The following is a 13,651-nucleotide window of genomic DNA, read 5'->3' as shown; positions in this document are numbered from 1 at the left end:
CACCTAGAAATCGCCGGCGCTGCGGCGCAACGTCTGGATCGCCCCGGCCAGCGCACGCGACTGATCGTCGGAGATGCCGATGTCTGCGAACACATCGTGGTTGAGGGTCACCGTCGCATCCTCGACGGTCGAGCGGCCCAGCTCGGTGATCCGCACCAAGGTGGTGCGGCCGTCGGTGGGGTGCGGCAGCCGTTCGACCAACCCGTCGGCCTCCAGCCGGCGGATCGCGTGCGTGACGCTGGTGACATGCACCTGCAGCCGGTCGGAAGCCTTGGTGATGGGCAACGCACCGGTGCGGCTGAACGCCAGCAGCCGCAGCAGCTCGTACCTCGAGAAGCTCAGATCGTAGGGCCGTAGCGCGTTCTCGACGCGGGCCAGCAGGATCTGGTGGGCCCGCATCACCGACGTCACGGCGACCATGCCGTCGGCGACCTCACCCCATCCGGCCCGCTCCCAGTTCGCGCGGGCGGTGGCGATCGGGTCACGGCGTTCGCGGGCCACGGCCTGTCCTATCCGTCAACCGCGCCCGTGCCGCAGCGGCGATGACTCACCTGGTCAGGATCCTCGGCCCGTCGTCGGTGACCGCGACGGTGTGCTCCCAGTGCGCGGCGCGGGATCCGTCGGCGGTGACGACGGTCCACCCGTCGTCGAGTACGGCCGTCTTGCGGGAACCGAGGGTCAGCATCGGCTCGATCGCCAGCACCGATCCGGCGGCCAGGTACGGTCCGCGCCCGGGCGCGCCCTCGTTGGGCAGAAACGGGTCCATGTGCATCTCGCGCCCGATGCCATGCCCGCCGTATCCCGCGACGATCCCGAACTTGCGTCCGTGCCGCTGCTCGGCGGCCTTGGTGCCCTGTTCAATGGCGTGCGAGACATCGCTGAGCCGGTTGCCCGGCACCATGGCCGCGATACCGGCCTCCATGGACTCGCGGGTGGCGGCCGAAAGCGCCTCGTCGACGGCGATGAGCTGCCCGACGCCGAAGGTGAACGCCGAGTCGCCGTGCCAACCGTCCAGAATCGCGCCGCAATCGATCGACACCAGATCACCGGCGGCGAGCTTCTCGTCCGCGGTCGGGATGCCGTGCACGACACGCTCGTTGACCGAGGAGCAGATCGAGCCAGGGAAGCCGTGGTAGCCGAGGAACGACGGCGTGCCACCGCCGTCGCGGATCACCTGTTCGGCGACCTTGTCGAGTTCCAGGGTGGACACTCCCGGGGCGGCGGCCGCGCGCACCGCCTTCAACGCGGCGGCGACGAGCGCCCCGGCGGCGGCCATCGCGTCGAGTTCACCGGGGGTGCGCTGGGCGACCACCTTGCGGCTGCGGAGGCCGGGCAGAGAGACCATGGGGCTTCAGAACTTCAGCGGCCGAGCGCGGTCAGCGCACGCGCGAAGACCTCGTCGAGCTCGCCGACGGCGTCGACGGTCTTGAGATCCGCCGAGTAGTAGTCCAGCAGTGGTGCGGTCTCGTCGCGGTAGACCTTGAAGCGGTTGCGAATGACGTCCTCGGTGTCGTCGGCGCGCCCGCGGCCCTTGAGCCGGGAGACCAGCTCCTCCTCGGGCACGCGGAACTCCAGGACCGCGTCCAGTGCGAGATCGCGCTTCTTGAGCATGTCGGCCAGCGCCTTGGCCTGCTCGACCGACCGGGGGAAGCCGTCGAGGATGAACCCCTGCTTGGCGTCGTCGTCGTCGAGCCGGTCGTCGACGAGCGCGTTGGTGAGGGTGGCGGGCACCAGGTCGCCGGCATCGAGGTACTTCTTGGCCTCCAGACCCAGCTCGGTGCCGTTGCTGATGTTGTGGCGGAACAGATCGCCGGTGGAGATCTGCGGCACGCCGAGCTTGTCGGCCAGCCGCTGGGCCTGGGTCCCCTTGCCCGCGCCGGGCGGTCCCAACAACACGATTCTCAACTCAGGAACCCTTTCTCACTTCAGAAAACCCTCGTAGTTGCGCTGCATGAGCTGGCTTTCGATCTGCTTGATGGTGTCGAGGGCCACGCCCACGGCGATGAGGACCGCGGTACCGCCGAACGGCAGGTTCTGCACCGAGCCGGTATTGCCGATCTCCAGGAACAGGTTCGGCAGCACGGCGATGATGCCCAGGTAGATCGAGCCCGGCAGGGTGATGCGGGACAGGACGAAGCGCAGATAGTCGGCGGTCGGTTTGCCCGGCCGGATGCCCGGGATGAACCCGCCGTACTTCTTCATCTCGTCGGCGCGTTCCTCGGGGTTGAACGTGATCGACACATAGAAGTAGGTGAAGAACACGATCAGGCCGAAGTAGATCGCGATGTAGACCGGGCTGCTCGGGTCGGTGAGGTATTCGGCGACGAACGTCTGCCACCAGCCGGTGTCCGGGTTGGCGCTGGCGCTGGTGATCAGCTGGGTGATCAGGTGCGGGATGTAGATCAGCGACGACGCGAAGATCACCGGGATGACGCCGGCCTGGTTGACCTTCAGCGGCAGATAGGTCGAGGTGCCGCCGTACATCTTGCGGCCCACCATGCGCTTGGCGTACTGCACGGGGATGCGGCGCTGACCCTGCTCGACGAAGACCACGCCGACGACGATGATGACCGCGGCCACACACACCAGCGTGAAGACCATGCCGCCGCGGCTGTCCAGGATGTTCTTGCCCTCGCCGGGGATCGATGCCGCGATGCTGGCGAAGATGATCAGCGACATGCCGTTGCCGACGCCGCGCTCGGTCACGAGCTCGCCCATCCACATGACCAGGGCCGCTCCGGCGGTCATCACGATGACGATGACGGCCAGGGTGGTGAAGTTCAGGCCCTCGCTCTGGCCCTCGATGATGTCGAGCGCGCAACCCTGCAGCAGCCCGCCGTTGGCGGCCAGCGCCACGATGCTGGTGGCCTGCAGGATCGCCAGCGCGATCGCGAGGTAGCGGGTGTACTGGGTGAGTTTGGTCTGCCCCGCCTGGCCCTCTTTGCGCAACTGTTCGAAGCGCGGGATGACCACGCCCAACAGCTGCACGATGATGCTCGCGGTGATGTAGGGCATGATGCCGACCGCGAACACCGACAGCTGCAGTAGCGCGCCGCCGGAGAACAGGTTGATGAGCGAGTAGATCTGTCCGGACTCGCCGCCGCTGACCTCCGCGATGCACTGCTGCACGTTCGGGTAGTTGACCCCGGGCGACGGGACCGAGGCACCGACCCGGTAAAGGATCACGATGCCCAGCGTGAACAGGATCTTTCGCCTCAGATCGACCGTTCGCAGAGATGAGATGAAAGCCGAGAGCACTCTTTCCTCCTGCACGGCCAGCTGTCGATCGCTGCGTGCTCATGTGGCTGGCGTGACCAGCGTCGTGGGCAAGTCGTGTGCGCGACGGCAGGAGCAGGCAAACGGCCTGCGCAAGTCACGCGTTCGAACAGTCTACGAGACTAACAGTTGCACCGTGGTTGGCCCGCATCCGACGGCGCAGCCCCCGGATGCCGACGTGCGCTCACAGCGCGCCCCCAGGCTCGATCGGTACAGTCGGAGAGAGTTGTTAACCAACCTAACCATCACGACATGTGAGGGGAATGACGATGCCACGGACCGACAACGACAGCTGGGACCTCGCCTCCAGCGTGGGAGCGACCGCGACCATGGTCGCAGCGGCCCGCGCGGTGGCCAGCAGAGCTCCCCGGCCGGTGATCGACGATCCGTACGCCGTCCCGCTGGTGCGCGCCGTCGGTGTCGACTTCTTCACCCGACTGGCCACCGGCGAACTCACCCCCGCCGACCTGGACGCCCAGTCCGGCGGACAGTCCCCGGTGGGGATGAGCCGCTTCGCCGACGGGATGGCCGCACGGACCCGGTTCTTCGACGACTTCTTCGCCGCCGCGGTGGACGCCGGGATCCGGCAGGCCGTCATCCTGGCCTCCGGCCTGGACGCCCGCGCGTACCGGCTGACCTGGCCCGGGGACATGGTGCTGTTCGAGATCGACCAGCCCGAGGTGCTGCAGTTCAAGGCCACCACCCTCGCCGGGCTGGGCGCGACACCGTCGACCGAGCTGCGGACCGTCGCGGTCGACCTGCGCAACGACTGGCCGTCCGCGCTGGGCGCAGCCGGCTTCGACACGTCGGCTCCGACCGCCTGGATCGCCGAAGGCCTGCTCGGCTACCTGCCGCCCGACGCACAGGACCGACTGCTGGACACCATCGGTGACCTGAGCGCCCCCGGCAGCCGGCTGGCCGTGGAATCGGTGCCCTCGCATCACGAAGCCGATCAGGAGCAGCTGCGCGAGAAGATGAAGTCGTCGACCGACCAGTGGCGCAGTCACGGTTTCGACCTCGACTTCTCCGAACTGGTCTTCCTGGGTGAGCGCGCCGACGTCACCGACTACCTGCGCGGCCGCGGCTGGACCGTGGACGCCACCCCGACCAACGATCTGCTGGTGCGGTACGGCCTGGAGCCCCTGGACAGCGACGAGGGCTTCGCCGAGGTCGTCTACGTCTCCGGAACCAGATAGTCGACTACGTCTCCGCGGTCAGATAGTCGACTACGTCTCCGCGGCGAGATAGTCGACTACGTCTCCGCGGTCAGATAGTCGACTACGTCTCCGAAACCAGATAGGAGCGCAGGATGGCCCGCAGCGACGGCGACACCTGGGATCTGGCGTCCAGCGTGGGCGCCACCGCGACGTCGGTGGCCGCCACCCGGGCCTTCGCCGGCCGCGGGCCGGACCCGCTGATCGACGACCCATACGCCGCCGTGCTGGTCGAGGCCGTCGGCCTGCCGCATTTCATCCGGGTGGCCCGCGGCGAGGTCGACTTCGACGCCGACCCGCTGTTCGACGCCGACGTGATGCGGGCTCAGATCGCGGTGCGCACCCGGTTCTTCGACGACTTCCTCACCGATGCGGGCACGGCCGGGATCCGGCAGGCGGTGATCCTGGCTTCCGGTCTGGACACCCGCGCCTACCGGCTGCGCTGGCCCGCCGGCACGGTCGTCTACGAGATCGACCAGCCCAAGGTCGTCGAGTTCAAGACCCGGGTGCTCGCCGATGCCGGCGCGGCGCCGGCCGCCGAGCGCAGGACGGTGGGCATCGATCTGCGGGACGACTGGTCACTGGCGTTGCGCGAGGCCGGCTTCGACCCGACCCGGCCGACGGCCTGGATCGCCGAGGGTCTGCTCATCTATCTGCCGCCGGACGCCCAGGACCGGCTGCTGGACACCATCACCGCGCTCAGCGCACCCGACAGCCGACTGGCCACCGAGCACATGGACGCCCGAGCCCTCACCGGCGACTGGGCCAAGGCGATGACCGACCGGGCCCGCAAGCACGGCAGCGACATCAACCTGTCCGAGCTGTTCTACACTGGGCCCCGGACGTCGGCGGCCGACCATCTGGACCGGCAGGGGTGGCAGACCTCGGTGCTGCCCACCGGCGAGGCGTACCGGCGGCAGGGTTTCGCACCGCCACCCGAGCAGCTGCTGGCGCTGGTCGGCGATTCCGGATATCTGTCGGCACGCCTGGGCCGGCGCGGCCTAGATTGACACCATGGCGCGCACCGACGACGACTCCTGGGACCCGGCGTCCAGCGTGGGCGCGACCGCGACGATGGTCGCCGCCGGCCGGGCCGCGGCGAGCGCCGACCCCGACCCGCTGATCAGCGATCCCTTCGCCGCGCCGCTGGTGCGCGCCGTGGGGCTGAGTTTCTTCGTCGCGATGCTCGACGGTGAACTGGATCTGTCCCTGATCGCGGACAGCTCACCGGAGCGCGCCCGGGCGATGATCGACGGTATGGCGGTGCGCACCAAGTTCTTCGACGACTGCTGCGCCGCCGCCACCGCGACGGCCGGCATCCGACAGGTGGTGATCCTGGCCTCGGGGCTCGACGCCAGGGCCTACCGGTTGCCGTGGCCCGCGGGCACGGTCGTCTACGAGATCGACCAGCCCGACGTGATCGACTTCAAGACCCGGACACTGAGCGATCTCGGCGCGCAGCCGACCGCGCGTCATCGGACGGTCGCGGTCGATCTGCGGGACGACTGGCCGGATGCGCTGCACAACGCCGGATTCGACGCGGCAGCGCCCACGGCTTGGCTCGCCGAGGGGTTGCTGATCTACCTGCCGCCCGAGGCGCAGGACCGGCTGTTCGACCGGATCACCGCGCTCTCGGCGCCGGGAAGCACCCTCGCCACCGAATACGTGCCCGGCATCGTCGACTTCGACGAGGAGAAGGCGCGCGCCCTGTCCGAGCCGCTGCGCGAGCTCGGCCTCGACATCGATATGCCCTCGCTGGTCTATCCGGGCGCGCGCAGCGAGGTGATGCAGTACCTGAGCGGGCAGGGCTGGCGGGTGACCGCCACGCCGCGCCGGGAACTGTTCACCCGCTACGGTCGCCCGCTGCCCCCGGAGGGCGCTGACGACGTCGACCCCCTCGGCGAGATCATCTACGTCAGCGCGAGCCTCGGTCAGTAGCGGCTCTCGCCCAACCACAGCACGTTCACGCCGGACAGTGACCGCTGGGTCCGGTCGGCCAACCCGATGAGTGAACGAACCGTCCACGCCCCGAACACATCGTGCAGCGTGGCCGCCGCCGGCTGCGAGGACGGCTTGGGACGCAGCACATCCCGCAGCGACGAGCCCGGCAGGTACGCCACGTCGACCTTGGTGTCCTCGTCGACGCCGGCCAGCGCCTTGGCCCGCCGGATCGCGGTGCGCAGCCCGCCGAGTTCGTCGACCAGTCCCCGCGCCAGCGCGTCGGCCCCGGTCCACACCCGGCCGCGGGCGACCTGCTCGACCGCATCCACACTCAGCCGTCGGCCGGCGGCGACCCGCTCGACGAAGTCGGTGTAGAACAGATCGGCCTCGGCCTCCACGTGGGCATGCTGTTCGTCGGTGAACGGTGCGTTGACCGACCAGGCGTCGGCATTGGCGTTGGTGCGCACGGTGTCCGAGCCGACGCCGAGGCGGTCCTTGAGCTCGCGGGCGACGAACTTGCCCGTCACCACACCGATGGATCCGGTGATGGTGCCGGCATTGGCGACGATGGTGTCGGCGGCCATCGAGACGTAGTAGCCGCCGGACGCCGCGACGGCGCCCATCGACGCGACGACGGGTTTGCCGCGCTCCCGGGTCCGGACCACCTCACGCCAGATGGTCTCCGATCCGGTCACCGAGCCTCCGGGGCTGTCGACGCGCAGCACGATCGCCGCAACGTCGTCATCGACCGCCGCCTCGCGCAGGGCGGCGGCGATGGTGTCGCCGCCGGAGCTGGAACTGCCCATCGGCGACATCTGGCGTCCACCCCGACCGCTGACGATCGGCCCGGCCACGGTGACCACCGCGACCTTGGGTCGGCTCTTCAGACCGGGCACCGCGGGCTTCTTGGCTCTTGCGTAGCGGGCCAGATACAGCCGCGGCGGCGCGTCCTCGCTGTCGGCGTCACCGGTCTCCGGTGAAACACCTTCGGCGCCGGACAGTTCCGCGATCCGCGCGTAGGCCTCGTCACGAAACCCGATGCGGTCCACCAGGCCTGCGGTCACTGCATCGTCGCGCAGCAGCGGCGCGCGGTCGGCCAGCGCGTCGAGCCCGGCGCGGTCCACATCACGGGAGGTCGCGACGGCCTCCCACACCTGTTCGCGGAGACCGTTGACGAGCGCCGAGTCGGCCTCCCGGTGCGCGTCGGTGTAGCGGTCCTGGGTGAACAAGTTGGCCGCCGACTTGTATTCGCCGCGCGCGACGAACTGCGCCTCCACACCGAGCTTGTCGAGCGCGTCGCGCAGGAACAGCGCGCTGGTGGCGAAGCCGACCAGTCCGACCGTCCCCGAGGGCTGCATCCATACTTCGCCGAACGCCGAGGCGAGGTAGTAGGACAGCGTCCCCGGGTAGGTCTCGGCCCAGGCCAGCGACGGCTTCTTGGCGGTGAAGGCCACGATGGCCTCCCGCAGCTCCTGCACCGGTCCCGGCGGGACCGCGTCGATCTGGACGCGGGCGATCAGCCCGGCCACCCGCGGATCCTCGGCGGCGCGGTGCAGGGCAGCGACCGTCTCACGCAGCAGCAGCGGCCGGCCGGCGCCGTTGATCAGGGCCAGCGGGTCGAACCCGGCCGACTCCGGCGGCGCGCTCTGCAGATCCAGCTCGAGGATGCAGCCGGCGGGTACGCCCTGATGGCGGGCGGTGTCGATCTTGCGGGCGAGCTCACGGACGTCGTCGAAACCCGGAACCCCGGACAGCAGCGAGAACATGCCGGAAAGCCTACCGACGGGCCCGACGAGGTCGCCCAGGCCGGGTTGCCGAGGCCGGGTTGCCGAAGTCGTCGAGGACCTTGCGGTCAGCGGCCCAGGAAGCGTGCGTACTGCGGGCAGTAGACGGCGGCGGACAGCCGGGACAGGCCGACCGCCTGCTCGCGGCTCAGGCCGTTGCCCGCCAACGTGTTCACCACACCGCGCACCACCGGTACCGGGTTCGGGTTGCCGGTCAGCCCCGCGGTGAGCATCTCGCAGATACGCTTGCCCACCGTGGGTGCGTCATCGCTGGCGCCGAGCGGAATCCCCATCGTCGTGACCGCGTTGGTGAACTTCTCGTCCTGGGTCTCGGCATGCGCGGTGGCCGTGCCGGCGGACAGCACGAGACCGGCGGCGACCAGCATCGTGGTGACGGTGCGACGGCGGCGATTCATGGTCTGCTCCTCGAGGTCGGCATGCGAAGTCTAGATCGCGGGGCGGTACGTCGGCGTTACGGTCCCGTGAACGCAAGAACCCCCGCACCGGGGCGGGGGTTCTTGGTCGACAGGTGTCTACAGTTCGGTGGCGGTGCCGCCGGCAGAGGTGATCGCCTCGCGGGCGCTACCGCTGAACTTGTGCGCGGTCACGTCGACCTTGGCGGTCAACTTGCCGTCACCGAGGACCTTGACGAGCACGTTCTTGCGCACCAGGCCCTTGGCCACCAGTTCCTCGACGCCGACAGAGCCGCCTTCGGGGAACGCCTTGCCGATGTCACCGATGTTCACCGGCGCGTACTCGGTGCGGAAGCGGTTACGGAAACCCTTGAGCTTCGGCAGCCGCATGTGGATCGGCATCTGTCCGCCCTCGAACATCACCGGGACGTTCTTGCGGGCCTTGGTGCCCTTGGTGCCGCGGCCGGCGGTCTTGCCCTTGGAGCCCTCACCGCGACCGACGCGGGTCTTGGCCTTCTTCTCCCCCGGGGCGGGCCGGAGATCGTGCAGCTTGATCACGTCGTCACTCATGCCTTGACCTCCTCAACCTCTACGAGGTGGTGCACGGCCTTGATCAGGCCGCGCGTCTGTGCGTTGTCCTCGCGGACGACGGACTGGCGGATCTTGCGCAGCCCGAGCGTGCGCAGCGACTCACGCTGGTTCCAGCGAGCACCGATGGTGCTGCGCACCTGGGTGATCTTGAGTTCTGCCATGGTTATGCCGTTCCTTCACGCGCGGCGCTGGCGGCCACGGCCTCGGCCTCACGGCGAGCCCGGAGCATGCCGGCGGGCGCCACATCCTCGATCGGCAGGCCGCGGCGGGCCGCAACCTCTTCGGGACGCTGCAGCAGCTTCAGCGCGGCAACGGTGGCGTGCACCACGTTGATCGCGTTGTCACTGCCCAGCGACTTGGCCAGCACGTCGTGCACTCCGGCGCATTCCAGCACCGCGCGGCACGCGCCGCCGGCGATGACACCGGTACCGGGGCTGGCCGGACGCAGCATCACGACTCCGGCCGCGGCCTCACCCTGAACCGGGTGGGTCACGGTGCCGCCGATCAGCGGAACCCGGAAGAAGTTCTTGCGTGCCTCTTCGACGCCCTTGGCGATCGCGGCCGGAACTTCCTTGGCCTTGCCGTATCCGACACCGACCATGCCCTTGCCGTCGCCGACGATCACCAGCGCGGTGAAGCTGAACCGGCGACCACCCTTGACGACCTTGGAGACGCGGTTGATCGTGACCACGCGCTCCAGGTAGTTGCTCTTCTCGCGGTCGTCGCGGCCACCGCGGCCACCGCGATCGTCACGGCGGCCCCGGCCACCGCGGTCACCCCTGCCACCGTCGCGGCCGTCGCTCGACGGCCCGCCGGCTCCTACAGCCTGCTCGGCCATCATGCATTCCTTCCGTTATGGGTCAGGTACGGCATCAGAACTTCAACCCGCTTTCGCGGGCGGCGTCGGCCAGCGCGGCGATCCGCCCGCCGTAGGTGTACCCGCCGCGGTCGAAGACGACCTCGTCGATGCCGGCGGCCTTGGCACGCTCGGCGATCAACTGACCGACCCGGGTGCTGGCGGCCTTCTTGTCGCCGTCGAGCGCGCGCACATCGGCCTCGATCGAGGACGCCGCGGCCAGCGTGACGCCTTCCAGATCGTCGACCAGCTGCACGTGGATGTGCCGCGAGGACCGGTTGACCACCAGACGCGGACGGTCGGCGGTGCCGGAGACCTTCTTGCGCAGCCGCGCATGCCGGCGCAGCCGCGCGACCCGGCGTGTCTCGCTGATGTTCTTGCCGACCGGGGTGTGCCCGGCGGCCGCTGTGGATTTGGTCTTGGTAGCCATCTACTACTTACCCGTCTTTCCGACCTTGCGACGGATCTGCTCGCCCTCGTAGCGGATCCCCTTGCCCTTGTAGGGATCGCTCTTGCGAAGGCGGCGGATGTTCGCCGCGATCTGGCCGACCTTCTGCTTGTCGATACCGGAGATCGAGAACTTCGTGGGCGTCTCGACCGCGAAGGTGACGCCCTCGGGGGCGGTGATCAGCACCGGGTGGCTGTATCCGAGCGCGAACTCCAGGTTGCTGCCCTTGGCCACGACGCGGTAACCGACGCCGAAGATCTCCATCTTGGTGGTGTAGCCCTGCGTCACACCGGTCACCAGGTTGGCGATCAGCGTGCGCGACAGGCCGTGCAACGAACGGTTGCGCCGCTCGTCGTTGGGCCGGGTGACCACGATGGCGCCGTCGTCGTCGCGCGAGACCTCGATGGGTTCGGCGACGTCGAGGGTCAGCGTGCCCTTGGGGCCCTTGACCGACACGTTCTGCCCGTCGATGGTCACGTCGACCCCGGAGGGCACCACGACCGGCTGCTTTCCAATGCGAGACATCTATCTAGCCCTCCCGTTACCACACGTAGGCGAGGACTTCGCCGCCGACGCCCTCGCGGGCGGCCTGGCGGTCGGTCCTCAGACCGGACGACGTGGAAATGATCGCCACACCGAGTCCGCCGAGCACGCGCGGCAGGTTGGTGGACTTCGCGTACACCCGCAGACCGGGCTTGGACACCCGGCGCAGACCCGCGATGCTGCGTTCACGGCTCGGGCCGTACTTCAGCTGCACGATCAGGGACTTGCCCACGCGGGCGTCCTCGGTGCGGTAGTCGCTGATGTAGCCCTCGCTCTTGAGGATCTCGGCGATGTTGGCCTTGATCTTGCTGTGCGGCAGGGTCACTTCGTCGTGGTACGCCGAATTGGCGTTGCGCAGACGTGTCAAGAAGTCTGCGATCGGATCCGTCATGGTCATGACAGCCGGTTCACCTTTCTCACGGCGGTTCCCCGGACGGGGCCTACCGCAACTGTCTTAGTAGTGGTTGGCTGGCTTACCAGCTGGACTTCTGCACACCGGGCAGTTCGCCGGCGTGTGCCATCTCGCGAAGGCAGATGCGGCACAGGCCGAACTTGCGGAAGACCGCGTGCGGACGACCACACCTGTTGCAGCGGGTGTAGCCCCGCACCTTGAACTTGGGCTTCTTGTTGGCCTTGTTGACCAGCGCCTTCTTTGCCATCTGCTCAGTTCTCCTTGAACGGGAAGCCGAGCGCCCGCAGCAGCGCACGTCCCTCGTCGTCGTTCGTCGCCGAGGTGACGACGGTGATGTCCATACCGCGCGGGCGGTCGATGCTGTCCACGTCGATCTCGTGGAACACCGACTGCTCGGTGAGCCCGAAGGTGTAGTTGCCGGTGCCGTCGAACTGCTTGGCGTTCAGTCCGCGGAAGTCGCGGATACGCGGCAGCGAGATCGAGATCAGCCGGTCCAGGAACTCCCACATCCGGTCGCCGCGCAGCGTGACGCGGGCACCGATCGGCATGCCCTCGCGGAGCTTGAACTGCGCGATCGACTTGCGCGCCCGGCGGATCTCGGGCTTCTGGCCGGTGATCAGCGCCAGGTCGTTGACCGCGCCGTTGATCAGCTTCGCGTCACGAGCGGCGTCACCGACGCCCATGTTGACGACGACCTTGGTGACGCCCGGGATCTGCATCACGTTCGCGTAGCCGAATTCCTTCTGCAGCGCGTCGCGGATCTCTTCGCGGTAGCGCTGCTTGAGGCGCGGCAGGGTCTTCTGCTCAGTGGTGGTCATCTCAGATGTCCTTGCCGTTGGTCTTGGCGATGCGGACCTTCTTGCCGGTCTCGTCGTCCTTGCGGTAACCGACGCGGGTCGGCTTGCCGTCCGAATCGAGCAGCATCACGTTGGACACCGAGATCGGCGCCTCCTGCGTGACGATGCCGCCGGACGATGCGCCGCGCTCGGTGCGCGACTCGGGGGTGTGCTTCTTGATCCGGTTCACGCCCTCGACCAGAACCTTGTCGCGTTCCGGGTAGGCCACCAGGACCTTGCCCTTGGCGCCCTTGTCCTTGCCCGAGATGACGAGCACCGTGTCGCCCTTACGGACCTTCATCTACAACACCTCCGGGGCGAGCGAGACGATCTTCATGAAGCGCTTCTCGCGCAGTTCGCGGCCGACCGGCCCGAAGATGCGGGTGCCGCGCGGGTCGTTGTCGGCCTTGATGATGACGGCGGCGTTCTCGTCGAACTTGATGTAGCTGCCGTCGGCGCGCCTGCGCTCCTTGGCGGTGCGCACGACGACGGCCTTGACGACGTCGCCGCGCTTGACGTTGCCGCCGGGGATGGCGTCCTTGACGGTCGCCACGATGACATCACCGATGCCCGCGTAGCGCCGCGACGAGCCGCCGAGTACGCGGATGCACAAGATCTCCTTGGCGCCCGTGTTGTCGGCGACCTTGAGCCGCGATTCCTGCTGAATCACTAGATCTCCTCGACCTGGTTACTGTGTGCACGGCAGATACCGACCTGACGTGCGCGGTCTTTGTTTCCTAAGGGCACGCGGGGCCTTCTCCGCACGGAGACAACCGAGGTCTGCCCTAGGCAACCCCTACATACTAGGTGAGCTCGGGGAATGCGCCAAATCGCCGCCGGTCGCGCTCCGATCCGGCTGGGTCTAGCAGGTCACCGGCTCCACGGCGCACACCAGCTCGACCTCCACGGGCGCCCCCGACGGCAGCGCACTCACCCCGATCGCACTGCGCGCGGGACGCCCGTTCTCGCCGAGTTCTGCCACCAGCGCCGCCGACGCTCCGTCGGCCACCGCGGACAGCGCGGTGAACTCCGGCGGGCACGCCAGATACACCGTCATCGTCAGGCAGCGCAGCGCGGCGCCGCCCCCAACCACCCAGCGGGCCGCGGCCAAGGCGTTGCCCGCCGCGAGTCCGGCCGCCGTCCGCGCCGAGGCGGGGTCCACCCCGTCTCCGACCCGACCGGTGCAGGTCAACACCCCGTCGCGCCGCGGTGTCATGCCCGCGGTGTACACGACACCACCGTGCAGCACCGCGGGCACATAGTCGCCCTGCGGCTCAGGCACCCCGTCGCCCTGCGGCTCAGGCACCCCGTCGCCCTGCGGCTCAGGCACGCCCGGA

General features: G+C 68.7%; 20 protein-coding genes. 3 read left to right on the top strand and 17 right to left on the bottom strand.

Annotation, left to right across the window (positions count from 1 at the left end; translation table 11 throughout):
- Positions 1-3 precede the first annotated feature (3 nt).
- From ACNUDN_RS05705 to secY, 4 genes are read right to left on the bottom strand one after another with little or no spacing between them, the layout of a single operon-like run.
- On the bottom strand, positions 4-501 hold the full coding sequence (locus tag ACNUDN_RS05705) for a MarR family transcriptional regulator (protein WP_419121046.1): 498 nt from the start codon (positions 499-501) through the stop codon (positions 4-6).
- Positions 502-547: 46 nt separating this feature from the next.
- Positions 548-1,345, bottom strand: coding sequence for a type I methionyl aminopeptidase (gene map, locus ACNUDN_RS05700; RefSeq protein ID WP_419121045.1), 798 nt, complete (start codon positions 1,343-1,345; stop codon positions 548-550).
- A gap of 14 nt (positions 1,346-1,359) precedes the next feature.
- Positions 1,360-1,905 (bottom strand): adenylate kinase, encoded by a 546-nt coding sequence (locus ACNUDN_RS05695; protein ID WP_419121044.1) that lies wholly within the window; start codon positions 1,903-1,905, stop codon positions 1,360-1,362.
- Positions 1,906-1,920: 15 nt separating this feature from the next.
- Positions 1,921-3,258 (bottom strand): preprotein translocase subunit SecY, encoded by a 1,338-nt coding sequence (gene secY / locus ACNUDN_RS05690; RefSeq protein ID WP_419121043.1) that lies wholly within the window; start codon positions 3,256-3,258, stop codon positions 1,921-1,923.
- A gap of 287 nt (positions 3,259-3,545) precedes the next feature.
- On the opposite strand from secY, the gene ACNUDN_RS05685 reads away from it, so the two are divergent.
- From ACNUDN_RS05685 to ACNUDN_RS05675, 3 genes are all read left to right on the top strand, one after another.
- Entirely contained in the window at positions 3,546-4,472 is a 927-nt protein-coding gene (locus ACNUDN_RS05685; protein ID WP_419125027.1) for a class I SAM-dependent methyltransferase, read from the top strand.
- 113 nt (positions 4,473-4,585) lie between these two features.
- Positions 4,586-5,500, top strand: a complete 915-nt coding sequence (locus tag ACNUDN_RS05680; protein WP_419121042.1) for an SAM-dependent methyltransferase — start codon at positions 4,586-4,588, stop codon at positions 5,498-5,500.
- A gap of 4 nt (positions 5,501-5,504) precedes the next feature.
- Positions 5,505-6,428 (top strand): SAM-dependent methyltransferase, encoded by a 924-nt coding sequence (locus ACNUDN_RS05675; RefSeq protein ID WP_419121041.1) that lies wholly within the window; start codon positions 5,505-5,507, stop codon positions 6,426-6,428.
- Here the strand turns inward: ACNUDN_RS05675 and sppA are convergent.
- The 13 genes from sppA to ACNUDN_RS05610 form a co-directional block, all read right to left on the bottom strand.
- Positions 6,422-8,197 (bottom strand): signal peptide peptidase SppA, encoded by a 1,776-nt coding sequence (gene sppA, locus ACNUDN_RS05670; RefSeq protein ID WP_419121040.1) that lies wholly within the window; start codon positions 8,195-8,197, stop codon positions 6,422-6,424. The genes ACNUDN_RS05675 and sppA overlap by 7 nt on opposite strands.
- Positions 8,198-8,283: 86 nt before the next feature.
- On the bottom strand, positions 8,284-8,631 hold the full coding sequence (locus tag ACNUDN_RS05665; RefSeq protein WP_419121039.1) for a DUF732 domain-containing protein: 348 nt from the start codon (positions 8,629-8,631) through the stop codon (positions 8,284-8,286).
- 117 nt (positions 8,632-8,748) lie between these two features.
- On the bottom strand, positions 8,749-9,198 hold the full coding sequence (gene rplO, locus ACNUDN_RS05660) for a 50S ribosomal protein L15 (protein WP_419121038.1): 450 nt from the start codon (positions 9,196-9,198) through the stop codon (positions 8,749-8,751).
- Positions 9,195-9,380, bottom strand: coding sequence for a 50S ribosomal protein L30 (gene rpmD / locus ACNUDN_RS05655; protein WP_419121037.1), 186 nt, complete (start codon positions 9,378-9,380; stop codon positions 9,195-9,197). Before rpmD ends, rplO begins: the two co-directional genes overlap by 4 nt.
- A 2-nt stretch (positions 9,381-9,382) precedes the next feature.
- Positions 9,383-10,057, bottom strand: coding sequence for a 30S ribosomal protein S5 (gene rpsE / locus ACNUDN_RS05650; protein WP_419121036.1), 675 nt, complete (start codon positions 10,055-10,057; stop codon positions 9,383-9,385).
- Between the two features lie 34 nt (positions 10,058-10,091).
- On the bottom strand, positions 10,092-10,505 hold the full coding sequence (gene rplR, locus ACNUDN_RS05645; RefSeq protein WP_419121035.1) for a 50S ribosomal protein L18: 414 nt from the start codon (positions 10,503-10,505) through the stop codon (positions 10,092-10,094).
- A gap of 3 nt (positions 10,506-10,508) precedes the next feature.
- Positions 10,509-11,048 (bottom strand): 50S ribosomal protein L6, encoded by a 540-nt coding sequence (gene rplF, locus ACNUDN_RS05640; protein WP_419121034.1) that lies wholly within the window; start codon positions 11,046-11,048, stop codon positions 10,509-10,511.
- Between the two features lie 16 nt (positions 11,049-11,064).
- Entirely contained in the window at positions 11,065-11,463 is a 399-nt protein-coding gene (gene rpsH / locus ACNUDN_RS05635) for a 30S ribosomal protein S8 (RefSeq protein ID WP_419121033.1), read from the bottom strand.
- Positions 11,464-11,539: 76 nt separating this feature from the next.
- Entirely contained in the window at positions 11,540-11,725 is a 186-nt protein-coding gene (locus ACNUDN_RS05630) for a type Z 30S ribosomal protein S14 (RefSeq protein ID WP_011778599.1), read from the bottom strand.
- Positions 11,726-11,729: 4 nt separating this feature from the next.
- Positions 11,730-12,296, bottom strand: coding sequence for a 50S ribosomal protein L5 (gene rplE, locus ACNUDN_RS05625; protein WP_419121032.1), 567 nt, complete (start codon positions 12,294-12,296; stop codon positions 11,730-11,732).
- A gap of 1 nt (position 12,297) precedes the next feature.
- Complete coding sequence (gene rplX, locus ACNUDN_RS05620) at positions 12,298-12,615, bottom strand: 50S ribosomal protein L24 (protein WP_419121031.1); 318 nt, start codon at positions 12,613-12,615, stop codon at positions 12,298-12,300.
- Positions 12,616-12,984 (bottom strand): 50S ribosomal protein L14, encoded by a 369-nt coding sequence (gene rplN / locus ACNUDN_RS05615; RefSeq protein ID WP_046318367.1) that lies wholly within the window; start codon positions 12,982-12,984, stop codon positions 12,616-12,618.
- A 192-nt stretch (positions 12,985-13,176) separates the two neighbouring features.
- Entirely contained in the window at positions 13,177-13,620 is a 444-nt protein-coding gene (locus tag ACNUDN_RS05610) for a RidA family protein (protein ID WP_419125026.1), read from the bottom strand.
- Positions 13,621-13,651 lie beyond the last annotated feature (31 nt).

The sequence above is a fragment of the Mycobacterium sp. smrl_JER01 genome, assembly GCF_048513595.2.
Classification (GTDB): domain Bacteria; phylum Actinomycetota; class Actinomycetes; order Mycobacteriales; family Mycobacteriaceae; genus Mycobacterium.
The sequence above is the reverse complement of the archived record's forward strand: the minus strand, read 5'-3'. Positions and strand labels throughout refer to the sequence as shown.

What these genes read in the sequence shown, in the direction of transcription:
- map (WP_419121045.1), bottom strand. Translation starts at nt 1,345, where the DNA reads ATGGTCTCTCTGCCCGGCCTCCGCAGCCGCAAGGTGGTCGCCCAGCGC.
- ACNUDN_RS05685 (WP_419125027.1), top strand. Translation starts at nt 3,546, where the DNA reads ATGCCACGGACCGACAACGACAGCTGGGACCTCGCCTCCAGCGTGGGA.
- ACNUDN_RS05680 (WP_419121042.1), top strand. Translation starts at nt 4,586, where the DNA reads ATGGCCCGCAGCGACGGCGACACCTGGGATCTGGCGTCCAGCGTGGGC.
- ACNUDN_RS05675 (WP_419121041.1), top strand. Translation starts at nt 5,505, where the DNA reads ATGGCGCGCACCGACGACGACTCCTGGGACCCGGCGTCCAGCGTGGGC.
- sppA (WP_419121040.1), bottom strand. Translation starts at nt 8,197, where the DNA reads ATGTTCTCGCTGCTGTCCGGGGTTCCGGGTTTCGACGACGTCCGTGAG.
- ACNUDN_RS05665 (WP_419121039.1), bottom strand. Translation starts at nt 8,631, where the DNA reads ATGAATCGCCGCCGTCGCACCGTCACCACGATGCTGGTCGCCGCCGGT.
- rplO (WP_419121038.1), bottom strand. Translation starts at nt 9,198, where the DNA reads ATGAGTGACGACGTGATCAAGCTGCACGATCTCCGGCCCGCCCCGGGG.
- rpmD (WP_419121037.1), bottom strand. Translation starts at nt 9,380, where the DNA reads ATGGCAGAACTCAAGATCACCCAGGTGCGCAGCACCATCGGTGCTCGC.
- rpsE (WP_419121036.1), bottom strand. Translation starts at nt 10,057, where the DNA reads ATGGCCGAGCAGGCTGTAGGAGCCGGCGGGCCGTCGAGCGACGGCCGC.
- rplR (WP_419121035.1), bottom strand. Translation starts at nt 10,505, where the DNA reads ATGGCTACCAAGACCAAATCCACAGCGGCCGCCGGGCACACCCCGGTC.
- rplF (WP_419121034.1), bottom strand. Translation starts at nt 11,048, where the DNA reads ATGTCTCGCATTGGAAAGCAGCCGGTCGTGGTGCCCTCCGGGGTCGAC.
- rpsH (WP_419121033.1), bottom strand. Translation starts at nt 11,463, where the DNA reads ATGACCATGACGGATCCGATCGCAGACTTCTTGACACGTCTGCGCAAC.
- ACNUDN_RS05630 (WP_011778599.1), bottom strand. Translation starts at nt 11,725, where the DNA reads ATGGCAAAGAAGGCGCTGGTCAACAAGGCCAACAAGAAGCCCAAGTTC.
- rplE (WP_419121032.1), bottom strand. Translation starts at nt 12,296, where the DNA reads ATGACCACCACTGAGCAGAAGACCCTGCCGCGCCTCAAGCAGCGCTAC.
- rplX (WP_419121031.1), bottom strand. Translation starts at nt 12,615, where the DNA reads ATGAAGGTCCGTAAGGGCGACACGGTGCTCGTCATCTCGGGCAAGGAC.